General features: G+C 65.5%; 21 protein-coding genes. 8 read left to right on the forward strand and 13 right to left on the reverse strand.

The features are described from left to right. The first annotated feature begins 49 nt into the window (after positions 1–49). Entirely contained in the window at positions 50–916 is an 867-nt protein-coding gene (locus B0G62_RS03350; protein ID WP_407671099.1) for a ComF family protein, read from the forward strand. Positions 917–961: 45 nt separating this feature from the next. Next, positions 962–1,432, forward strand: coding sequence for a tRNA (uridine(34)/cytosine(34)/5-carboxymethylaminomethyluridine(34)-2'-O)-methyltransferase TrmL (gene trmL, locus B0G62_RS03355; RefSeq protein WP_103702471.1), 471 nt, complete (start codon positions 962–964; stop codon positions 1,430–1,432). Positions 1,433–1,464: 32 nt separating this feature from the next. Here trmL and B0G62_RS03360 read toward each other — a convergent pair whose 3' ends face one another. The 5 genes from B0G62_RS03360 to B0G62_RS03380 all read right to left on the reverse strand — a co-directional run bounded on the left by B0G62_RS03360 (position 1,465) and on the right by B0G62_RS03380 (position 4,493). After that, positions 1,465–1,989, reverse strand: coding sequence for an O-acetyl-ADP-ribose deacetylase (locus B0G62_RS03360; protein ID WP_103702473.1), 525 nt, complete (start codon positions 1,987–1,989; stop codon positions 1,465–1,467). A gap of 75 nt (positions 1,990–2,064) precedes the next feature. Next, positions 2,065–3,063, reverse strand: a complete 999-nt coding sequence (locus B0G62_RS03365) for an NAD(P)H-dependent glycerol-3-phosphate dehydrogenase (RefSeq protein ID WP_103702475.1) — start codon at positions 3,061–3,063, stop codon at positions 2,065–2,067. Between the two features lie 38 nt (positions 3,064–3,101). Then, positions 3,102–3,566 carry a protein-export chaperone SecB gene (secB, locus tag B0G62_RS03370; RefSeq protein ID WP_103702477.1) on the reverse strand — a complete coding sequence of 155 codons (465 nt, stop codon included), beginning with the start codon at positions 3,564–3,566 and terminating at the stop codon, positions 3,102–3,104. Between the two features lie 241 nt (positions 3,567–3,807). Continuing rightward, a complete protein-coding gene (gene grxC / locus B0G62_RS03375; RefSeq protein ID WP_103702479.1) occupies positions 3,808–4,071 on the reverse strand; it encodes a glutaredoxin 3 in 264 nt (87 codons plus the stop codon). After that, positions 4,068–4,493, reverse strand: a complete 426-nt coding sequence (locus B0G62_RS03380) for a rhodanese-like domain-containing protein (RefSeq protein WP_103702481.1) — start codon at positions 4,491–4,493, stop codon at positions 4,068–4,070. The genes grxC and B0G62_RS03380 overlap by 4 nt, the downstream gene beginning before the upstream one ends. Positions 4,494–4,696: 203 nt before the next feature. Between B0G62_RS03380 and gpmA the strand changes: the two genes are divergently transcribed. From gpmA to B0G62_RS03395, 3 genes are all read left to right on the forward strand, one after another. After that, positions 4,697–5,443: a 2,3-diphosphoglycerate-dependent phosphoglycerate mutase gene (gpmA, locus tag B0G62_RS03385; protein ID WP_103702483.1), complete on the forward strand. Its 747-nt coding sequence runs from the start codon at positions 4,697–4,699 to the stop codon at positions 5,441–5,443. Between the two features lie 350 nt (positions 5,444–5,793). After that, positions 5,794–7,365: a S41 family peptidase gene (locus tag B0G62_RS03390; protein WP_103702485.1), complete on the forward strand. Its 1,572-nt coding sequence runs from the start codon at positions 5,794–5,796 to the stop codon at positions 7,363–7,365. A gap of 159 nt (positions 7,366–7,524) precedes the next feature. After that, the gene (locus tag B0G62_RS03395; RefSeq protein WP_103702941.1) at positions 7,525–8,280 is read left to right on the forward strand and encodes a HesA/MoeB/ThiF family protein; all 756 of its coding nucleotides are present in this window, start codon (positions 7,525–7,527) and stop codon (positions 8,278–8,280) included. Between the two features lie 57 nt (positions 8,281–8,337). Here B0G62_RS03395 and ptsP read toward each other — a convergent pair whose 3' ends face one another. The 7 genes from ptsP to B0G62_RS03430 form a co-directional block, all read right to left on the reverse strand. Next, positions 8,338–10,077: a phosphoenolpyruvate--protein phosphotransferase gene (ptsP, locus tag B0G62_RS03400; protein WP_103702943.1), complete on the reverse strand. Its 1,740-nt coding sequence runs from the start codon at positions 10,075–10,077 to the stop codon at positions 8,338–8,340. A gap of 205 nt (positions 10,078–10,282) precedes the next feature. Next, positions 10,283–10,552 (reverse strand): HPr family phosphocarrier protein, encoded by a 270-nt coding sequence (locus B0G62_RS03405; protein ID WP_027815733.1) that lies wholly within the window; start codon positions 10,550–10,552, stop codon positions 10,283–10,285. Between the two features lie 161 nt (positions 10,553–10,713). After that, positions 10,714–11,304, reverse strand: coding sequence for a PTS sugar transporter subunit IIA (locus tag B0G62_RS03410; protein ID WP_244193088.1), 591 nt, complete (start codon positions 11,302–11,304; stop codon positions 10,714–10,716). Between the two features lie 422 nt (positions 11,305–11,726). After that, complete coding sequence (gene gshB / locus B0G62_RS03415; RefSeq protein WP_103702487.1) at positions 11,727–12,680, reverse strand: glutathione synthase; 954 nt, start codon at positions 12,678–12,680, stop codon at positions 11,727–11,729. A 109-nt stretch (positions 12,681–12,789) separates the two neighbouring features. Further along, positions 12,790–14,079: a glutamate--cysteine ligase gene (gene gshA, locus B0G62_RS03420; RefSeq protein WP_103702489.1), complete on the reverse strand. Its 1,290-nt coding sequence runs from the start codon at positions 14,077–14,079 to the stop codon at positions 12,790–12,792. 409 nt (positions 14,080–14,488) lie between these two features. Then, the gene (locus tag B0G62_RS03425; RefSeq protein ID WP_103702491.1) at positions 14,489–15,979 is read right to left on the reverse strand and encodes an ammonium transporter; all 1,491 of its coding nucleotides are present in this window, start codon (positions 15,977–15,979) and stop codon (positions 14,489–14,491) included. An 80-nt stretch (positions 15,980–16,059) separates the two neighbouring features. After that, positions 16,060–16,398 carry a P-II family nitrogen regulator gene (locus tag B0G62_RS03430; protein ID WP_103702493.1) on the reverse strand — a complete coding sequence of 113 codons (339 nt, stop codon included), beginning with the start codon at positions 16,396–16,398 and terminating at the stop codon, positions 16,060–16,062. A 604-nt stretch (positions 16,399–17,002) separates the two neighbouring features. Between B0G62_RS03430 and B0G62_RS03435 the strand changes: the two genes are divergently transcribed. Further along, positions 17,003–17,272, forward strand: coding sequence for an accessory factor UbiK family protein (locus B0G62_RS03435; protein WP_103702495.1), 270 nt, complete (start codon positions 17,003–17,005; stop codon positions 17,270–17,272). Positions 17,273–17,432: 160 nt separating this feature from the next. Continuing rightward, positions 17,433–19,013, forward strand: coding sequence for a YifB family Mg chelatase-like AAA ATPase (locus B0G62_RS03440; RefSeq protein WP_103702945.1), 1,581 nt, complete (start codon positions 17,433–17,435; stop codon positions 19,011–19,013). 434 nt (positions 19,014–19,447) lie between these two features. Here B0G62_RS03440 and B0G62_RS03445 read toward each other — a convergent pair whose 3' ends face one another. Continuing rightward, complete coding sequence (locus tag B0G62_RS03445; RefSeq protein WP_244193089.1) at positions 19,448–20,026, reverse strand: hypothetical protein; 579 nt, start codon at positions 20,024–20,026, stop codon at positions 19,448–19,450. A gap of 206 nt (positions 20,027–20,232) precedes the next feature. Between B0G62_RS03445 and B0G62_RS03450 the strand changes: the two genes are divergently transcribed. Continuing rightward, positions 20,233–20,772, forward strand: coding sequence for a TlpA disulfide reductase family protein (locus tag B0G62_RS03450; RefSeq protein WP_103702497.1), 540 nt, complete (start codon positions 20,233–20,235; stop codon positions 20,770–20,772). The last annotated feature ends 69 nt before the right edge of the window (positions 20,773–20,841 follow it).

Here is a 20,841-nt window from a genome sequence, read left to right on the forward strand (position 1 = left end):
GACGTCCACCCCGTCGCCTGTCCCGCGACGCGCCTGCCAGCACATGGCGATGCGCGCGTATCGGGATAAGCAGGACGGGCGGGCGCGTTGGCCACGGCTCGTTCAGTTAGTGCTGTCGGATCTGCTGCCGAATCTGCTACCCAGTGCCTGCCCATTATGCGGCAATTTGCCGCGACGCTCGCGCGGGGTGCGCAATGCAGGAGCAGGCCTATCCGGCGCGCTTTCCGGGCGGCGCCTGGGGATGAATTCGCTGCTCTGCGCGGCCTGCGATGCGGCGTACTGGAACGAGGCGCGGCTGCGCTGCGCGGTCTGCGCGCTGCCGCTCGCAAGCGCTCGCGGCACGCGTGGCGGGCATGGAGCGGGCCGCTACCCATGTGACGCCTGCGTGAAAGCACCGCCCGCCTTCGACGCGACGATCGCGCTCGCGGACTACCGCGCGCCGCTCGACGCGCTCGCACGCGGACTGAAGTATCGTGCGCGGCTTGGGCTAGGCGAAGAATTCGCGATGCGCCTGGCGCACGCCGCCGACGACCTGCTCGATCCGGCCGACGCGCCCACGCTGATCGTGCCGGTGCCGCTCTCGCGCGAGCGCCTGGTCGAGCGCGGCTACAACCAGGCGTGGCAGATCGCGAAGCCGCTCGCCCGCGCGCTCGGCACGCGCGCCGATGCCACGCTCGTGCGCCGCACGCTGCACACGGCGGCGCAGGCGCGGCTCGATCGCGACACGCGCCGCCGCAATGTGGGCCGCGCGTTTGCGCTCAAGGATGGCGGTCCCACGCTGCGCGGCCTGCACATCGGCGTGGTCGACGACGTCATGACTTCGGGTGCGACGCTCGACGCGCTCGCGCAGAAGCTCAAGGCCGCGGGCGCGCGTCGCGTGACGAATTTCGTCGCCTTGCGCACACCGAAGGACTGACGGTCCTTCTTTCGTTATCCAGTTCTCTTCACGGTTTTTATCGTCATGTTCAACGTCGTTCTCGTCGAACCGGAGATTCCTCCGAACACCGGCAATGTCATCCGCCTGTGCGCCAACACGGGCGCACGGCTGCATCTGATCGAGCCGCTCGGCTTTCCGCTCGACGACACCAAGCTGCGCCGCGCCGGCCTCGACTATCACGAATACGCGCAGATGAATGTGCATCCCGACTGGGACGCGTTCCTCGCGAAGGAAACGCCTGACCCGGCGCGCATGTTCGCGTTCACCACGCGCGGTTCGGGCCGTTTTCACGATCACGCGTTCCTGCCCGGCGACTGGTTCGTATTCGGCGCGGAGACACGCGGGCTGCCCGACGCGGTGCTCGATCGTTTCGCGGCCGAACAGCGCGTGCGCCTGCCGATGCGGCCTGGCAACCGCAGCCTGAATCTGTCCAACACGGTCGCGGTGGTGGTGTTCGAGGCGTGGCGGCAGGCGGGGTTCGAAGGCGGAGAATAAGCGATAAGGGCGCGCGGACGCCTCAAAGCACGTCAAAACGCGGCGAGTTCGCCCTGGTAACGCGCGAGCATCGCATCGTCGAAGCAGGCGAAGATCACCCGTTCGAGCGCGAGGTAAGCGGGCAACGCATCGACAACGGTTGCGAGCGCAATCGTCACGGCCTCATCGGGCGGAAAGCGATACACGCCGCAACTGATCGCGGGAAACGCGATGCTCGTCACGCCCGCTTCGCGCGCCACCGCCAGCGAGCGCCGGTAGCACGAGGCGAGCAGAAACGCCTCGTCGCGCGCGCCGCCGTTCCAGACGGGGCCGACGGTGTGGATCACGTGTTTTGCGGGGAGTTCGTAGCCGGCGGTGATTTTGGCGTCGCCGGTCGGGCAGCCGTTGAGCGTGCGGCATTCGCGCAGCAGGTCCGGGCCGGCGGCGCGATGAATCGCGCCATCCACGCCACCGCCGCCTAGCAGCGACGTATTGGCGGCGTTCACGATCGCATCCACATCCAAAGTCGTGATGTCGACGACTTCGGCTTCGATGCGGCAATTTCCGACGGTGAGCATGATGGGCCTCCTGCGCTGTCACGCGTTGTCACGCGCTGTTGCCGGGCGCAGCGGCGGCGAAAGCCGAAGCGCGCCCTACTCCGCCTTCGCGTCGCGCCTGAGCAGCGCGCTCACCGCGTCGCGCGGCGCCACGCCATCGAACAGCACGGCGCATACCGCCTCGGTGATCGGCATGTCGATCTGATGCGCGCGCGCGATCGCCGCCACGGCGCGCGCGCAGCGCACGCCTTCGGCCACATGGCCAAGCGCGCCGAGGATATCGTCGAGCGTACGCCCGCTCGCGAGCTGCTTGCCCACGGTGCGGTTGCGCGAGAGATCGCCCGTCGCGGTGAGAATCAGGTCGCCCAGGCCCGTGAGACCGGTAAAGGTTTCCGCGCGTCCGCCGAGCGTCACGCCCAGCCGCGTCATTTCCGCCAGCCCGCGCGTGATGAGCGCGGCGCGCGCGTTCAGGCCGAGACCCAGGCCGTCCGAGATACCCGTGGCGATCGCCAGCACGTTCTTGACCGCACCGCCCACTTCCACGCCCACGACGTCGTCGCCGGTGTAGATGCGCATCGCGCGATGATGGAACGCGGCGAGCGTGCGCTCGCGGCAGTCGGCCGAGGCGCTCGCGATCGTCAGCGCGACGGGCAGGCCTTCGCTCACTTCGCGCGCGAAGCTCGGGCCGGACAGCACGCCGTTGCTCGCGTGGCCGGGCAGTTCGGTCGCCACCACCTGATGCGGCATGAGTTGCGAATCGGCCTCGAAGCCCTTGCAGAGCCAGACGAAGTGCGCGGGCACGCGGCCCATGTCGCGCATCGTGCGCAACATGCCGCGCAGGCCCGCGACGGGCGTGCCGAGCACGACGAGATCCGCGTCGCCCGAAGCATGGTCGAGCGCAGCGGCCAGATCGGTTTCGTACTTGAGGGTATGGGGCAGCGAGACGCCCGCGAGATAGCGGGCGTTCTCGTGCGTCTGGCGCAATGTATCGATGAGCGCGCCATCGCGCGCCCATAACAGCGTGTCATGCGCCTGGGCGAGATGCCCTGCCAGCGCGGTGCCCCACGCTCCGGCGCCGAGAACGGCGACTTTCATTCCAGTACTCCGCACCGGTTGTGAGGTTCAGCGGTCGATCAATGCGTGGCGTTGCTTGCGCCTTGTTGCTGCGCGAGCTGCTGCAGGCGTTGCTCGTAGAGCGCCTGGAAGTTGATTTCGGCCAGGTGGATCGGCGGGAAACCGGCGCGCGTGATCGCGTCGGCGATGTTCGAGCGCAGGTACGGGAACAGGATCGTCGGGCAGGCGATGCCGACGAGCGGATCGACCTGTTCAGCCGGGATGTTGCGGATGTCGAAAATACCCGCTTGTTTGGCTTCGATCAGGAAAGCGACCTTGTCCTTGACCTTCGCGGTGACCGTGCCGGTCACGAGGATTTCGAACACCGACTCCGCGAGGCGCTCGGCCTTGACGTCGACTTCCACTTCCACGGAAGGCATGTCCTGTTCGAGGAAGATGGCCGGCGAGTTCGGCTGCTCCAGCGAAAGGTCCTTGAGGTAGATGCGCTGGATGTTGAAGAACGGCTGGTTATTCTCGTCAGACATGGTGTTTGGCTTCCTGATTAAATGAAGTTGCAGTTGCGCAGTATCGCGGCGCTTCGCCCTGCCGGAAATCGGACAAAGTCGAAACTCCGCTGCGCAGCCGCAATGAGCAGCAATGACAGCAACAAACGACAGCAAGCCCGCGCGCGCCTGACTGGCCCGCACGGGCGAAAAAAACACGGCGCCAGCCGCGACGCGGCGTCACGCCGGGCAGCGCGCGCGAGCGCCCTGCCGTGCGCAAAACTCAAGCGGCCGCTTCGAGCAGCGGCATCAGGCCGCCGGCGCGATCGAGCGCGGAGAGGTCATCGTAACCGCCCACGTGCGTCTCGCCGATGAAAACCTGCGGCACCGTGCGACGGCCGGTGCGCGTCATCATTTCCTCGCGCCGCGCCGGATCCCGGTCGATCAGCACTTTTTCGATGTTTTCGACGCCGCGCGACTTTAAAAGACGCTCGGCCATCTGGCAATACGGGCACACCTGGGTGCTGTACATGACAACCTTGCTCACTTCGAACCTCCTTGTTTCACGACCGGCATACCGGCCTGCTGCCAGGCGTTCACGCCGCCGTCCAGCACGTGGACTTCGGAAAAACCGGCTTCCTTCACGAGGCTCGCGGCCTTGTGCGACTGCTGGCCCGTCTGGCAGACCAGCAACACCGGGTTGCTCTTGTTCTTGACGAACTGGGCGACCTTGCCCTGCAACTCGCCGAACGGCAGGTGGCGGGCAGCGGGCAGATGGCCCTTGGCGAATTCGTCGGCCGAACGCACGTCGATCACCACCGCGTTGCGGCGATTGATCATCTGCGTCGCCTCGGCGGCGGAAACACCGCCCCGGCCGCCGCGTTTGAGCGTCGGCCACAGCAGCAACCCTCCAGAGATGAGGACGATCGCGATGAGTACAAGGTTGATGTAATTGGTAAAGAACGTCACGGATGAACCGCCGGGAAAAAGAGAAATCGAGGGAAATCCAGTTCAGACAATCCGCTCATTATAAAATAACCGTTTGTCGCAGGGTTGACGCCCCCTTGCCCGGGCGCGCAGCCTGCTGGACCGGGCAGCGAACGCCCAGTAGCCGTATCACCGACGTTCCCCGTCCCCGATTACCGCTTCCCTCACTACCGACCGTCATCCACATGTACAAACTCGTACTTATCCGCCACGGCGAATCGACCTGGAACAAGGAAAACCGCTTCACCGGCTGGGTGGACGTCGACCTGACCGAACAGGGCAACCGCGAAGCCCAGCAGGCCGGCCAGTTGCTCAAGGAGTCCGGCTACGCGTTCGACATCGCCTACACCTCGGTGCTCAAGCGCGCGATCCGCACGCTCTGGCACGTCCAGGACCAGATGGACCAGATGTACCTGCCGGTCGTCCACTCGTGGCGTCTGAACGAGCGCCACTACGGCGCGCTTTCGGGCCTGAACAAGGCGGAAACCGCCGCCAGATACGGCGACGAACAGGTGCTGGTCTGGCGCCGCAGCTACGACACGCCGCCGCCCGCACTGGAGCCGACGGACGATCGCACGGCCTACAACGACCCGCGTTACGCCAAGGTGCCGCGCGAAGAGCTGCCGCTCACGGAATGCCTGAAGGACACCGTCGCGCGCGTGCTGCCGCTGTGGAACGAGTCGATCGCCCCGGCCATCAAGGCAGGCAAGAAGATCGTGATCGCCGCGCACGGCAACTCGATCCGCGCGCTGGTGAAATACCTCGACGGTATTTCGGACACCGACATCGTCGGCCTGAACATTCCGAACGGCGTGCCGCTCGTCTATGAACTGGACGAGAACCTCAAGCCCATCACGCACTACTACCTGGGCGACGCCGACGCCATCGCCAAGGCTCAGGCCGCGGTGGCGAACCAGGGCAAGAAGGCCTAAGCCCTTCTTTTCCTGACGCGCATCCCTCCGCCGGCCCTCGCATTCGCGTGGGCCGGCGGGTTCGTCTTGCGCCTTCCCGCACGCTCCCGCTTCGAATCCGGATTCCACGCCTCTGTGCGCCCCGATCTGGCAGACCTGCCAGCTTCACGTCACGCTCCCGCCAGTCCCGCGCCCGGCAAGGCTTTGCGGCACGCGCCTTGCGAACTGGATGGCGTTCCGACTGTCGAACCCGCAACGTTCGCCCCTGCATCGCGCCTTATACACAGGGCGGCCGAGTGTGCAGTTATACTTGTCCGTCGCTTTTCCATTAGACGCTGCCACGCGCCTTTCGACCGCACGCAACAATCTCTATGCGAAAGAACCTTAAAAATATCGGCCTGATCGCTGCTGGCCTCGCGACCGGCGTCTTTGCCACCCTGCAGATTTCCGCCTCGGCGCAGCAGACCCAGCAAACCGTGATCGAGCCGCTGCCGCTCGACCAGCTCCGGCTCTTCGCCGAAGTGTTCGGCCAGATCAAGCATGAGTACGTCACGCCGGTCGACGACAAGAAGCTGCTCACCGCCGCCATCAAGGGCATGGTGTCGAGCCTCGACCCGCACTCGTCGTATCTCGACAAGACCGACTATCAGGAACTCCAGGAACAGACCAAGGGCCGCTTCGCGGGCCTCGGCATCGAGATTTCCTCGGAAGACGGCCTGATCAAGGTGATCTCGCCTATCGAAGACACGCCCGCGTTCCGCGCCGGCATCCGTCCGGGCGACCTCATCACGCGCATCAACGACAAGCCCGTGCGCGGCATGACGCTCGACCAGGCGGTCAAGCAGATGCGCGGCGACCCGGGCACGAAGGTCACGCTGACGATCTTCCGCAAGACCGACGACCGCACCTTCCCGCTCACGATCACGCGCGCCATCATCAAGGTGCAGAGCGTGAAGTCGAAGATCCTGGCGCCGGGCTACGCGTACATCCGCATCACGAGCTTCCAGGAACGCACCACGCCTGACCTCGCGGCCAAGCTGCAGGACATCGCGCGTCAGGAGCCGAACCTCAAGGGCCTCATCCTCGACCTGCGCAACAACGGCGGCGGTCTGCTGCAAAGCGCGGTCGGCGTCGCGGGCGCGTTCCTGCCGGCGGATTCGGTCGTGGTTTCGACCAACGGCCAGATCCCGGACTCCAAGCAGGTCTATCGCGACAACTACGAGAACTACCGCCTGCCTTCGTTCGACGGCGACCCGCTCAAGGGCGAAGCGGCCGAGTTCAAGACCGTGCCGATGATCGTGCTGACCAACGCTTATTCGGCGTCGGCATCGGAAATCGTGGCGGGCGCGCTGCAGGACCAGAAGCGTGCGCTCATCATCGGCAAGACGACGTTCGGCAAGGGCTCGGTGCAGACGGTGCGTCCGATGACGGCCGACACGGCACTGCGTCTGACCACGGCGTACTACTACACGCCGAGCGGCCGCTCGATCCAGAACAAGGGCATCCGTCCTGACGTCGCGGTCGATCAATACGCCGATGGCGATCCGGACGACGCACTCGTCACGCGCGAAGTCGACTACTCGAACCACCTTGCGAACACGCAGGATCCGGACGAGAAGAAGGAACAGGATCTGCGCGAGCAGGAGCGCATGGACATGCTGCGTCAGCTCGAAGAGCAGAACGACAAGAAGACGCCGGAACAGCGCCAGAAGGATCGCGACCGCAAGCCGGTCGAGTTCGGCTCGAACGACGACTTCATGCTCCAGCAGGCGCTCAACAAGCTCCAGGGCAAGCCGGTGACCGAATCGAAGTCGCCGATGGAGCGCCGCCTCGCGCAAGCGAAGCCGCCTACGTCCGCTTCGGCGCCGATCGCCGTGAAGCCTTCGGCCTCGGCCGTGCCGGGCGCATCCACGCCGGCTCCGGCCTCGGCTCCGGCGAAGTAAGCAAGCCTGGGTAGTACCCGTCCTTGCGGCCCGTTGCGCATCGCGCGCCAGGGGCCGCAAGGACGAACCCTCAAGCGCCGGTACAATGAGCAGTCTGTACTTTCGGCGCGCGTCACGGCCTCCCGGCCCAATCGCAGCGCCAGCACCGTGCGCAACGCGATGAACGACGACCAACTCCTCCGCTATTCCCGCCATATCCTCGTCGACGAGATCGGCATCGAGGCGCAGCAGCGCTTTCTCGACGCGCACGCGCTCGTGATCGGCGCGGGCGGCCTGGGCTCGCCGGCGGCCATGTATCTGGCGGCTTCGGGCGTGGGCACGCTCACGCTCGTCGATAACGACACCGTCGATCTCACCAATCTGCAGCGGCAGATCATGCACGAGACGGCATCGATCGGCCGCGCGAAGGTCGAGTCGGGCCGCGACGCCATCGCGCGCCTGAATCCCGAGGTCAAGGTGAACGCCGTGCAGGCGCGCATCGACGACGCCTGGCTCGACGAGCAGGTGCCGCGCGCGAGCGTCGTGCTCGACTGCACCGATAATTTCGCCACCCGCCACGCCATCAACCGCGCCTGCGTGAAGCACGGCGTACCGCTCGTGTCGGGCGCGGCGCTGCGCTTCGACGGCCAGATCAGCACCTTCGATTTCCGCGACCCGGCCTCGCCCTGCTACGCCTGCGTGTTCCCCGAGGATCAACCGTTCGAGGAAGTCGCGTGTTCGACCATGGGCGTGTTCGCGCCGACGGTCGGCATCATCGGCGCGATGCAGGCGGCCGAGGCGCTGCGTGTGGTCGGCGGCATCGGCACGCCGCTGGTCGGGCGGCTCATGATGCTCGACTCGCTGCGCATGGAGTGGAGCACGATGCGCATCGCGCGCCAGCCCGACTGTCCCGTCTGCGGCGAGCGCCACGCATAAAAAAGCCCCGGCACGCCGGGGCTTTTTTACATCGCGATGCGTCTATGGGGCGCTGGCTCAGGCCAGCACCAGACGCCCCAGCGCGGCTTCCAGTTCCTCAGGCTCGTAGGCCGCAAGCACATCGGCCACGGGCTTCTCCAGCGCCTTGAGCTGCGAGCGCAGGATCTCCTGCTTCACCACCAGCAACTGGCTCGGATGCATCGAGAACTCGGTGAGCCCCATGCCCAGCAGCAGGCGCGTAAGCTGCGGATCGCCCGCCATCTCGCCGCACACCGACACCGGCACGCCCGCGCGCTTCGCCTCGCGCAGCGTGTGCGAGATGAGCTGGAGCACGGCCGGATGCAGCGGATCGTAGAGATCGGCCACGGCGTTGTCGGCGCGGTCGATCGCGAGCGTGTACTGGATCAGGTCGTTGGTGCCGATCGAGAGGAAGTCCAGCCGCCGCAGGAACATCGGCAAGGCCAGCGCCGCCGCCGGGATCTCGATCATCGCGCCCACCTGCACGTTCGGGTCGTAGGCGAGACCCGCATCGTCGAGCTGGCGCTTCGCCTCGCGGATCAGATCGAGCGTCTGGTCGATCTGCTGCGCGTGCGCGAGCATCGGAATCAGGATCTTGATCGTGCCCAGCGCCGAGGCGCGCAGGATCGCGCGCAGCTGCGTGAGGAACATCTGCGGCTCGGACAGGCTCCAGCGGATCGCACGCAGGCCCAGCGCCGGGTTCGCCGCGGTCTCGTAACCGTCGCCGCCGCCCATCGAATCGAGCGGCTTGTCCGCGCCCACGTCGATCGTGCGGATCGTCACGGGCAGGCCGTTCATCAGTTGCGCCGCGCGCCTGTAAGCCTCGAACTGCTCGTCCTCTTCCGGCAAGTGGTGCTTGTGGTTCATGAACAGGAACTCGGTGCGGAACAGGCCCACACCCGTCGCGCCCGAATCGAGCGCGGCCTGCGCGTCCTCGGGCAGTTCGATGTTCGCGTAAAGCTGGATCTTCGCGCCGCACAGCGTCTGCGTGGGCGAGAACTTCAGGCGCTGGAGCTTACGCCGCTCGAGCGCCATCTCGCTTTGCCGGTAGGTGTACTCCTCCAGCACGATGGGCGCGGGATCGACGATCACCACGCCATGATCGCCGTCCACGATGATGAGATCGTCCTGGCGGATCAGCGCGCTCGCCTGCTGCACGCCCACGGCGGCCGGAATGCCCAGGCTGCGCGCGACGATCGCCGTGTGCGAGGTGCGCCCGCCCAGATCGGTGACGAAGCCCTGGAACGTTTGCCCCTTGAACTGCAGCATGTCGGCGGGCGCGATGTCGTGCGCCACCACGATCATTTCGTCGCAACTGCCGTGCAGCGCGGGCGGCGACGCGCCCGCGAGCGCCTTGAGCACGCGCTCGACGACCTGCTCGATATCGGCCTTGCGCTCGCGCAGGTATTCGTCCTCGACATCGTCGAAGTGCTTTGAGAGGCGTTCGAGCTGTTCGGTGAGCGCCCACTCCACGTTGAAGCGGCGCGTGCGGATGAGGTCGATGGTCTCCTGCACGAGCATCACGTCGTTCAGGATCATGAGGTGAACGCTGATGAACGCGCCCATTTCGCTGGGCGCGTCGGCGGCGAGGTCGGCGCGCAGCGTGTCGAGCTCCTGCTCGACGAGCTTGAGCGCGGCCCGAAAGCGCTCGATTTCGTCGTCGATCTGCGCGAGTTCCACCAGATAGTGGTCGACGTCGAGCGCGGCCGGCGCGATCAGATACGCCCGCCCGATGGCGATACCGCGTGATACGGGAATTCCATGCAGCGTGAACGGCACGCGCACCTCCTCTGGTTATGTGATGCCGCGGCAAACCGCTGCAATGCGCTCTCTCTGACCCCGCCTCTCATTATAAATTCCACGGCGCTGCGATGCTTTATCCGACCACCTCGTTCCGGCAACGAAAACGCCGCGTCAAGACGCGGCGTCGGGTCAAACTGGCGGTCGCCCATCGGAACGGGCGCACGACACGCCGATGGCGTGCTTACTGGCCTTCGCCGAACTTGTCGGCGATCAGCTTGAGCAGCGCGCTCATCGCGTCGGTCTCATCCGGGCCTTCGGTTTCGATCAGCACCGTGCTGCCGATGCCCGCCGCCAGCATCATCACGCCCATGATGCTTTTGGCGTTGATCCGGCGGCCATTGCGGCTCATCCAGATTTCCGACTGGTAATTGCCCGCCAGTTGCGTCAGCTTCGCCGACGCCCGCGCGTGCAGGCCGAGTTTGTTCACGATGGTCGTTTCTTGTTGCAGCATAGGTCGATCCAGGCGCTGTGTGTAGAAGTGATGCTGTGGGATTGTGCGTCGCGCGCGCAAGACGCGCACGCTGGGCGTTCGGACACACGCGTAAGCGTGCGCCGGGAGCTTGCAGATTGACAGGCGCCCAAGCCGGGTCCGGGTCCAGGTCCGACCCGGTCTCAGGCCGTGCCGGCAGGCTTGAACGCCAGCGCCGGCGCCACCGACGGCGCACTGGCGCTGCTTGTCGTGCCTGTCGTGCCCGTCGCGGCCTGGGCGGCGCTGCTCGCGGCAGCGGCGCTCACGGCCGCCTTGGCCACGGCTTCGGAAGCCGCTTCGGCGCAGGGCGTCGGCGCGCAGCCGCAATCGTTGCTGGGCGGGGGCGTGCTCGGGCCGATCGGCTGAACGCCCTTGCTTGCGCCGGCCAAGGCCTTTTCCACCAGCGTGTCGAGCGGCGTGGCCCGGTAGCAGACCGCGCGCACCAGCATCGGCAGATTGACGCCCGCCAGCACGCGCACCTGAGGCACCGTGGCCAGGCGCGCGGCGATATTCGAAGGAGTGGCGCCGAACATGTCGGTCAGCACGAGCGCCCCGTTTTCCTCGCGCAGGCGCTCGATTTCGGCGTTCGCCTGAGCGACGACCACGGCGGGGTCGCTGTCGGGCAGCACGTCGAGCGCGCCGATGCGCGCCGGGCAACCGCCGTAGATATGGGCAATACATTCGCGCAGCGCAGTAGCGAGCGGTGCGTGAGCGATGATCAGAATCCCTGCCATGTCAGCGTGACTACAAATAACGGCTTCGGTTGATGCCTTGGGCCGATCTCCGAAGATCGCGTCCGACAGCGCCGACCTGCGGCCAGCCGTGGGCCATCAGGATCGGAACATGCGCCGGGCTTTGCGGTGCCGCAACGTTCATGCTGTCGCAGCGCAAAACCCAGTCGCGGGCTCGCGGCATTGTAGCAGGGTCATTTTCGTGTCGACCATGCAGTTTTGCTCGCGGTGTGCCGCGCGGTTTTCCTCTAGTTTCCGCTTACCAATGCGCAGGTTTTGTGCCTCGCAGCACACGCCCACGCATTTACAACCAGAAGATGCCGGCGCGGCAGCAGGAATCAAGCGCCCCGCCGCCGCGTTTCGAGGCACTACTCAAACGATTTATAGCCGTTTTTTGGCGCGACGTTGCGCTGGCGCGCCCAGATTCAGGCCGCCGCGCGCTCCAGCGCGTCGATGAACATCGCCGCCACGTCGAAGCCGGTCTGCTCCATGATCTCGCGAAAGCACGTCGGGCTGGTCACGTTGACCTCGGTGAGCCAGTCGCCGATCGCATCGAGCCCCACCAGCAGCAGCCCGCGCTCGACCAGCTTCGGCCCCAGCGTCCTGGCGATCTCCAGGTCGCGCGCGGTGAGCGGCTGCGCCACGCCCAGACCTCCCGCGGCCAGATTGCCGCGCACCTCGTTGCCCTGCGGGATGCGCGCGAGCGAATACGGCACCGGCTCGCCGCCGATCAGCAGAATGCGCTTGTCGCCCGCCTTGATCTCGGGGATGAACTTCTGCGCCATCACGCTGCGCGCGCCGTCATGACTGAGCATCTCGATGATCGAGCCGAGGTTCATGCCGTCGGCCTTCACGCGGAACACGCCCATGCCGCCCATGCCGTCGAGCGGCTTGAGAATCACGTCCTGGTGCTCTTCGTGGAATTTGCGCAGACGCGCGGCGTCGCGGGTGACGAGCGTGGGCGCGACGAATTCGGCAAATTCGCCGATGGCGAGCTTTTCCGAGTGATCGCGGATCGCCTGCGGCTTGTTGAAGATCTTCGCGCCCGCGCGTTCGGCGATCTCCAGCAGCCACGTCGAAGTGACGTACTCCATGTCGAAGGGCGGGTCCTTGCGCATGATGACAGCGTCGAAACCGGTCAGCGCGCGCGAATCGGGCGTGTCCTTGAACCACGTTTCGCGATGCAGGTCCGCAGTGTCGCCGACGATCTCGAAGCGCCGCACATCGGCTTCGACCTGGCCGTTCACCCAGGCGAGGTGCTGCGGCTCGCACGCGTAGAGCGTGTGACCGCGCTTCGCGGCCTCGGCCATCATCGCGTAGGTCGAATCCTTGTAGATCTTGAACCGCTCGAGCGGATCGGCGATGAAGAGAATGTCCATGTCGTCCCTGCAGCTAATTGGATGTTTTGCCGGAAATTTTCCGGCCTTGATGACGGCTGCGCCCGCTCGGGGCGGGCGCAGCAGAGGTTGTTATCGCGGCGATCGGGCCTTAGACCTGGATCGCCTCGGGGTCGGTCTTCTCCAGCTCCACCGACGCCGCCAGCAGGCCCAGACGCGCCACCACGCCGTACATGTAGAAGCGGTTCGGCGGTGCGGCGCCAGGCTTGGCGCGCGTATCGGGCAGTGCCGTGTGCTCGAAGCCCAGCGGCACGAAATGCATGCCCGGCGCGTTCAGGTTCTGGTCGCGCTCGCGGCTGCCGTGCGCGCGATAGAAGCCGCCCACCACGTAGCGGTCGATCATGTAGACCACCGGCTCGGCCACTTCGTCGCCGATGTGCTCGAACGTGTACACGCCTTCCTGCACGATGACGTCGCGCACTTCCAGCCCGTCCTTCGTGGCCGACATCTTCGCACGTTCGCGCTTGGTGAGTGCGGCGACCTCGGAGGCGTCGTGCACGGTCATCACGCCACGGCCGTCGGTGCCGGCGTCGGACTTGATGACCACGTAGGGCTTTTCGGTGATGCCGTACTCGCGGTACTTCCTGGCGATCTTCTTGAGCACCGCGTCGATCGACGTGGCCAGTTGCTCTTCGCCCGTGCGCGCCTCGAAATCGACGTTTTCCACGTGCGCGAAGTACGGATTGATCATCCACGGATCGACGCCGACCATCTTGGCGAACTTCTTCGCCACGTCGTCATAGCAGGAGAAGTGCGTGGATTTGCGGCGCACCGCCCAGGCCGCGTGCAGCGGCGGCAGCAGGTATTGCTCGTGCAGATTTTCGAGCACCGGCGGGATGCCGCCCGACAGATCGTTGTTCAGAAGAATCGAGCACGGATCGAAGTTCTTAAGGCCAAGGCGGCGCTGCGAGCGCTCCAGCGGTTCGAGCACGATCTTCTGGCCGTCCGCCAGCGAGATCGTGACCGGCCCGGCGATGTTCTCGTCGAAGGTGCCGAAACGCACGTTCAGGCCCGCCTGACGCATGATGGTCGCCAGCCGCGCGACGTTTTCGAGGTAGAAGGCGTTGCGCGTGTGCTGCTCGGGGATCACGAGCAGATTCTTGGCGTCCGGACAGATTTTCTCGACGGCGGCCATGGCGGCCTGCACGGCGAGCGGCAGCACTTCCATCGGCAGGCAATGGAAGGCGCCGGGAAAGAGGTTGGTGTCGACCGGCGCGAGCTTGAAGCCCGCGTTGCGCAGGTCCACCGACGCGTAAAACGGCGGCGTGTGTTCCTGCCATTCGAGACGGAACCAGCGCTCGATGGCCGGCGTCGCGTCGAGGATGCGCTGCTCCAGCTCGAGGAGCGGGCCGTTCAACGCCGTAACCAGATGCGGGACCATAAGGTATTACTCGCGGACAAAAGCTAGTTGATTGTAGGAAAACCGGGAACTTAACTGGGGACGATTGCGCCCATTACAAGATGTTTTCCCTTACGTTCCATAGGGTTACTCGCCGATCCGGCGCTGCTCGCCCCGGCATGGCCGGAACTGCCCCCGTTATCCACATCGGATATCCATTCTGAACCGCACGCACGGTCAGATGCAATGGGGCCGCACGAATTGAAGGGTCAACGAAGTAACGCCCGAGCGCGCGCATTATTCCCCTTGCAAGCCGCACGCCCACGCGCACCCGCGCCCGCCCAAAAAAGAAAGGGCCCGCCATAAGGACGGGCCCAAGTCGCTGTGCTCCAGTACTGCTACTGCACTACTACGCTACTGCACTGTTGCCACCCCGTGCAACCTCACGCATTTATTCGACGCGCTCGCCATGGAGAATCACGTCGAGACCTTCGCGTTCTTCTTCTTCCGTGACGCGCAGGCCCATCACCATGTCGATCACCTTCAGCAGGATGAAGCTCACCACGCCGCTGTAGATGAGGGTCGTGAGCACGCCCTTGATCTGCAGGACCACGTTGCCGTCGGCGCCGCCGATGTCCTTGACCGCGAACACGCCGGTCAGGATCGCGCCGATGATGCCGCCGATACCGTGCACGCCGAATGCGTCGAGCGAATCGTCATAGCCGAACTTGTGCTTGAGCCACGTAGCCGACCAGAAGCAGACCACGCCTGCCACCACGCCGATCACGATCGCGCCCATCACGCCGACGAAACCCGAAGCCGGCGTCACCGCAACCAGACCCGCGACCGCGCCCGAAGCGATGCCGAGCACCGACGGCTTGCCCTTGGCGATCCACTCCGCGAACATCCAGCCGAGAGCCGCGCAAGCCGTGGCGATCTGCGTCGTGAGCATCGCGAAGCCGGCACGGCCGTCAGCCGCGACTGCCGAACCCGCGTTGAAGCCGAACCAGCCCACCCACAGCATGGCCGCGCCGATCAGCGTCAGAACCAGGTTGTGCGGCGCCATGACTTCGCGGCCATAACCGATGCGCTTGCCCAGCACGAGGCAGCACACGAGACCCGCGATACCGGCGTTGATGTGCACCACCGTGCCGCCTGCGAAGTCGAGGATGCCCGCGCTTGCCAGCCAGCCGGTCGGTTCCCAGACCATGTGGGCGATCGGCGAGTAGACAATGATCGACCAGAGCGACATGAACACCAGCATCGCCGAGAACTTCATGCGGTCTGCGAACGCCCCCGTGATGAGCGCCGGCGTGATGATCGCGAACGTCATCTGATAGACGAAGTACACGGTCTCCGGAATCGTCGTCGCCAGGTGGCTCACGGTCAGCGTGGTCGCCTTGTCGCCCTTGATGTAGTTCATGCCTTCGAGGAAGACGCGCGAGAAGCCGCCGATGAACGAGTTGCCCGGCGTGAACGCGAGGCTGTAGCCCACCACCGTCCAGATCACCGTGACGACGCAGGTGATGGCGAAGCTCTGCATGAGCGTCGCGAGCACGTTCTTCTTGCGCACCATGCCGCCGTAGAAGAGCGCGAGGCCCGGAATCGTCATGAACAGGACGAGTGCGGTGGAGGTCAGCATCCAGGCGGTATCGCCCGAGTTGATCTTCGACGAATCGACCGAGAACGGCGCGGTCGGTGCGGCGGGCGCGGCGGCTGCTGCGGCGGCCGATGCGTCAGCCGGAGCGCTGGCTGCGGCGGCGGCAGGCGCGGCGGCCGGTGCCGATGCAGCGTCGGCTGCGGGCGCGAAGGCCGTGACTGCGGCCGATGCGTCGGGTGCGGATGCCGCGGCGGGTGCGGACGCATCGTCCGCCAGGGCGGCGCCGATGCCGCCGGCCAGCAGCGAGCCGGCCATCAGCAAGGACATCAAAAGTTTGCGCATCTCGGTTTCCTCTTGTCTCTTTGTGTCGGCCAGCGTCGGCGCTTTAGCGCTTCCCCCTGGCCCCTGGTCGCTGTTTGTCGTTACAGGGCGTCGGAGCCGGTCTCGCCGGTGCGGATACGAATGACTTGCTCGATGGGGGTGACGAAAATCTTGCCGTCGCCGATCTTGCCGGTGCGGGCCGCGCGCTCAAGCGATTCGATGGCCTGGTCAACGATGTCGTCGGTCACCGCCGCTTCGATCTTCACCTTCGGCAGGAAGTCGACGACGTATTCCGCACCGCGATACAGCTCGGTATGGCCCTTCTGACGGCCGAAGCCCTTCACTTCCGTGACCGTGATCCCCGACACGCCGATGGCTGAAAGAGCCTCGCGCGCTTCATCGAGCTTGAACGGCTTGATGATTGCTGTAATCAGTTTCATGTAGTCCTCGCTGTGGTTGCTTTCATCCCGTATTCACTTCTGCAACGGGCGCCTGCGGTGCGGGTCTCGCCCCGCCGACGCACCGCGAGCCAGCCGTTATTCGGTGCGCGGGGGGTTATTAGCAACACCCGTGCCAATTTGATCGAGGCGGGATCGACGGGCTTTCTTGCGGGGCTTGCGACGAAGTTCGATGCACGAAGCGCGCATCCCGTGGACAATGCCGGTCCGCACGCCGAAGTCCGCGCCGCGCGGGCCGCGCAAGCCCCTGGCCGAACGGCCAGCGTGGGCCGTGAGCGGTGGCGAGGCCAGGCTAGAGTTGCTAGAGTGTTCTCAACGATCAAGGCACGGCACGATCGCTTCAGATGCGCGCGGATAGGCGTGAGAACGAAGCGCGGCGGGCCGGGAAGCACACGTGCGAACCTCAGCCGGGCACGCTGGACGCGCTTCACGTCGGGCACGCGGCTCGCGCTTGAGCGCCGCGCACCAGTTGCGCCCATGGGCATCGAGGACTTCGCGGGTCTCGCACCAAGATCGATCACGATCCGGGTCGAGGCACAGTCGAAACGAAATCTGCACATTTTTTGTGCAGCGAAGGGGAAACCGAATGAAACAACCGAACGACGTATTCAACGATCTGCATTCGAAGGTCAGCGAACTCCTGCAGAACTCGCCGGCGCGCGATGTCGAGCGCAACGTGCGCGCCATGCTCTCGCAAGGCTTTTCGAAGCTCGAACTCGTCACGCGCGAGGAATTCGACGCGCAGACGCAGGTGCTGGTGCGCACGCGTGCGCGTCTGGAAGAACTCGAGCGCCGCGTCGCCGAACTCGAACAGAAACTGCCGGTTGCCGCACCTTCGACTGGCCAGTCCTCCTGATTGATTTCACCATCCTTTATTTTCCATAAGGCAAGCGAGCCGTAACGGTTTAGCAATGGAACCGTAAAGGGGCACGCGCTTCACCAGCCTGGCGCATGCGGGAAGCTGCGGGAAAACCGCAGAAACAACTTCAGGCATGCGCCGCCTTTCGGAGATTTCCATGTCGCTTGCCGTGGTGAAAAGCCGCGCGCCGGCTGCTGGCCGCGCGCCCGAAGTCACCGTCGAAGTTCATCTCGCCAACGGGCTACCGTCGTTTGCCATCGTCGGGCTGCCCGACCTCGAAGTCCGCGAAAGCCGCGAGCGCGTACGCGCCGCGCTCTCGAACTGCGGCTTCGACTTCCCGGTTCGGCGCATCACGGTCAACCTGGCTCCGGCAGACCTGCCGAAGGAGTCGGGGCGCTTTGATCTGCCGATCGCGCTTGGCATCCTCGCGGCGAGCGGGCAGATTCCCGCCGCATCGCTCACGCCCACGCGCGAGTTCGCGGGCGAGCTTTCGCTCACCGGCGCCGTGCGGCCCATGCGCGGGGCGTTCGCGATGGCCTGCGGTACGGCTCGCGCGCATGAGGCCGCGCCTGGGTCCGCGGATTTGGCCGCGCATTTGGCCAATCCCCCGGCTCCACCGCCCGAGCTGTACCTGCCCGCCGATAACGCCGCCGAAGCTGCACTCGTCCCCGGCGTGGACGTTTACGCCGTCACCGACCTGCGCGCGCTCTGCGGCCATCTCGCGCGCGCCGAGGATGCGCGCCTCAGTCCCGTGCGCGCGCATCCGCCCGATCCCACACGCTCGACGCCGTCGCCCGACATGGCCGACGTGATCGGCCAGCGCGGCGCGCGCCGCGCGCTCGAAGTCGCGGCGGCGGGCGGCCACCATCTGCTGATGGTCGGGCCGCCGGGCGCGGGCAAATCGATGCTCGCCGCGCGCCTGCCCGGCCTGCTGCCGCCGATGAGCGACGAAGAAGCGCTTGCCAGCGCGGCGCTGCTTTCGGCCAGCGCGATTGGGTTTTCGCCGCAACAGTGGCGGCGTCGGCCGTTTCGCGCGCCACATCATTCGTCGAGCGCGGCGGCGCTGATCGGCGGGCGAAATCCCCCTCAGCCCGGTGAGATCACGCTCGCGCATCTGGGCGTCCTGTTCCTCGACGAGTTGCCGGAATTCGATCGGCATGTTCTGGAGACGCTGCGCGAGCCTCTGGAAGCCGGCTCGATCACCATTTCGCGCGCCGCCTGGCAAACCGACTTCCCCGCCGCGTGCCAGCTCGTTGCCGCCATGAACCCCTGCCCCTGCGGCTGGCGCGGCGATCCGTCGGGACGCTGCCGCTGCACGCCGGAAGGCGCGGCACGGTATCGGCGCAAGCTGTCCGGGCCGCTGCTCGACCGTATCGACATCCAGATCGAGCTGCCCGCGCTGCCGCCCGCCGAACTGGCCTCGCGCGCCGCCACGCCCGGCGAGCCGAGCGCGGCGATTGCCCCGCGCGTGGCGGCGGCGCGCCAACGCCAGCTCGCCCGCCAGGGCAAGACCAACCGCGAACTGAGCGGCCGCGAAACCGACGAAGTCTGCCGCCCGGATAACGCAGGCGAAGCACTGTTGCGCGAAGCGGGCGAGCGCTTCGGCTGGTCGGCGCGCGCCTACTATCGCGCGCTCAAGGTCGCGCGCACGATCGCGGACCTCGCGGGCGCCGCCATGCCCGAGGCGGCGCATGTCGCTGAAGCGGTGCAGTATCGGCGCGCGTTCAGCGATCAGTAGTGCGGATCAATCAGGAAGACAACGCGTCCACGCCAGCGGCCCGAGCACGCAAATAGCCGGTGCGGCCACGGCCGCTTCCATCCTTCAGAAGGATCAAAAAATCGAAGTCAAGACTTGACTTATGCACACTTCATTGTATTGGCAGCGTTTTGAGACACGATTCGCATTTCGCCGGAATCAAAAACGTAAGTCATTGATTTTTATACATTTCAAAAAGCGTCAGGCAGCCGCCAAAACTAACAAAAAGCCCACAGCACGGCCTTTTGCGGGCATCGGCGCCGTCTTACCCACAAAGTTATCCACAGGACCTGTGGGTAACCCGTAAACCCTCAATCAAATCCAGCAGATAGCTCGTAAACCCAGGGGAGCACTTTCACTTCGGCGTGCAAACGCTTAACAATTCAATGCGTCCGCGCGCAGTCACTCGGCTCTCCTCAATACAGTTTGAACGATTGGAAGAACTGATCGACTTGCTCGACAGCGGGCTGTTCGCGCCCCACGATCGCAAGCTGGTAAGCGTGCGCTCCCTTCGCCACAAGGCGCGCGTGTATCGTGCGCGTTTCGTCCTTCGCGCCGGCCTTGCCCGAGAGTTCCAGGTCGAAGCCCGGCACGCTGCCGCCCGCCGCCAGCGGTACGGCCACAGCGCGGGCGTCCGGCGGCACGCCGACGTTGCGCGCCAGGCCGTCGCGCAGGAACGTGAGCGCCTTTTGCTGCGTGGCCGGTTGCGCATCGGGCAGGTCGAGCGTGCCGATCACGAACACCGCGCCACCCACCTCGGCGGTCTGCATGTGCATCTGCATCGGCGTGCCGTCCACGTCGATACTGCGTGCCTCGGAGCCGGGCTTCGCGGGCATATCGACGCTGTAGCCGTTTGCGTTGTTCGAGATCGTGCGCCAGTCGTAAGTCGGCGAGCAGGCGATGAGTGCGCTGGAAAACACGGCGAGCAGTGCGCTCGCGGCCAGCGAGCGCGAGGATGTCGGCAGGATTCGCGAGCGAATGGCGTCGATAAACATGAGATCGGTCAATGAGGCGCAATAGTGAGCACGCGTGAACAGGCGGGATAGCGCCGGCCATTATCCTGCGCTCGCGCCCGCGCGTGCCGCCGCAACCGCTATGCCGGGAAATTCGGCGCTACAATGTTCGCCCGAGCTATTGCGAGATAGACTGGCTCCGCCAGACCAGCAACGTTGCGCGCCCATCGGCGCCAGAGGCTTCACCCATGTCCGCATCGCAGAATTCCCCGCAAGCGCGCTCCGGCGCGAAACGCACGATCAGCAAGATCGCCGCGGCGATCGTTGTCGTCGCCATCGCCGTGGCCGGCTACTTCGCCTTCTTCGGCAGCCAGCAGCGCGTGCCCGACGCGACCTTCACGCTGCTGTCGGGCCAGAAGGTATCGACCGCCGACCTCAAGGGCAAGGTTTATCTGATCAACTTCTGGGCGACGAGCTGCGCGACCTGCATGCAGGAAATGCCGCAGATGATCCAGACCTATAACCGTTTCAAGGGCGATGGCCTGGAATTCGTTGCGGTGGCGATGAACTACGATGCGCCGATGTACGTCGCCAACTACGCCCAGACGCGTCAGTTGCCCTTCAAGGTGGCGATGGACGACGGTTCCGCTGCGAAGCAGTTCGGCAACGTGCAGCTCACGCCGACGACCTTCGTGGTCGATCGCAACGGCAAGATCCTCAAGCGCTATGTCGGCGAGCCGCAGTTCGCGGAACTCGATCAACTGCTGAAGAAAGCGCTGTCGACCTGATCGGCATTCGATCCAGGAACACGCAAAGATAAAACGGCAGCGAATTTCGCTGCCGTTTTCGCTTTTGAG

This window comes from Paraburkholderia eburnea (assembly GCF_002917095.1).
GTDB classification, from domain to species: domain Bacteria; phylum Pseudomonadota; class Gammaproteobacteria; order Burkholderiales; family Burkholderiaceae; genus Paraburkholderia; species Paraburkholderia eburnea.

Bases quoted from the DNA above. Each gene is read 5' to 3' on its own strand.
- B0G62_RS03425 (WP_103702491.1), bottom strand. From the start codon at position 15,979: ATGCGCAAACTTTTGATGTCCTTGCTGATGGCCGGCTCGCTGCTGGCC.
- B0G62_RS03440 (WP_103702945.1), top strand. From the start codon at position 17,433: ATGTCGCTTGCCGTGGTGAAAAGCCGCGCGCCGGCTGCTGGCCGCGCG.
- gshA (WP_103702489.1), bottom strand. From the start codon at position 14,079: ATGGTCCCGCATCTGGTTACGGCGTTGAACGGCCCGCTCCTCGAGCTG.
- gshB (WP_103702487.1), bottom strand. From the start codon at position 12,680: ATGGACATTCTCTTCATCGCCGATCCGCTCGAGCGGTTCAAGATCTAC.
- B0G62_RS03365 (WP_103702475.1), bottom strand. From the start codon at position 3,063: ATGAAAGTCGCCGTTCTCGGCGCCGGAGCGTGGGGCACCGCGCTGGCA.
- B0G62_RS03360 (WP_103702473.1), bottom strand. From the start codon at position 1,989: ATGCTCACCGTCGGAAATTGCCGCATCGAAGCCGAAGTCGTCGACATC.
- B0G62_RS03410 (WP_244193088.1), bottom strand. From the start codon at position 11,304: ATGGCAGGGATTCTGATCATCGCTCACGCACCGCTCGCTACTGCGCTG.
- trmL (WP_103702471.1), top strand. From the start codon at position 962: ATGTTCAACGTCGTTCTCGTCGAACCGGAGATTCCTCCGAACACCGGC.
- B0G62_RS03390 (WP_103702485.1), top strand. From the start codon at position 5,794: ATGCGAAAGAACCTTAAAAATATCGGCCTGATCGCTGCTGGCCTCGCG.
- gpmA (WP_103702483.1), top strand. From the start codon at position 4,697: ATGTACAAACTCGTACTTATCCGCCACGGCGAATCGACCTGGAACAAG.
- B0G62_RS03350 (WP_407671099.1), top strand. From the start codon at position 50: ATGCGCGCGTATCGGGATAAGCAGGACGGGCGGGCGCGTTGGCCACGG.
- B0G62_RS03450 (WP_103702497.1), top strand. From the start codon at position 20,233: ATGTCCGCATCGCAGAATTCCCCGCAAGCGCGCTCCGGCGCGAAACGC.
- secB (WP_103702477.1), bottom strand. From the start codon at position 3,566: ATGTCTGACGAGAATAACCAGCCGTTCTTCAACATCCAGCGCATCTAC.
- B0G62_RS03395 (WP_103702941.1), top strand. From the start codon at position 7,525: ATGAACGACGACCAACTCCTCCGCTATTCCCGCCATATCCTCGTCGAC.
- B0G62_RS03445 (WP_244193089.1), bottom strand. From the start codon at position 20,026: ATGTTTATCGACGCCATTCGCTCGCGAATCCTGCCGACATCCTCGCGC.
- B0G62_RS03405 (WP_027815733.1), bottom strand. From the start codon at position 10,552: ATGCTGCAACAAGAAACGACCATCGTGAACAAACTCGGCCTGCACGCG.
- B0G62_RS03430 (WP_103702493.1), bottom strand. From the start codon at position 16,398: ATGAAACTGATTACAGCAATCATCAAGCCGTTCAAGCTCGATGAAGCG.
- B0G62_RS03435 (WP_103702495.1), top strand. From the start codon at position 17,003: ATGAAACAACCGAACGACGTATTCAACGATCTGCATTCGAAGGTCAGC.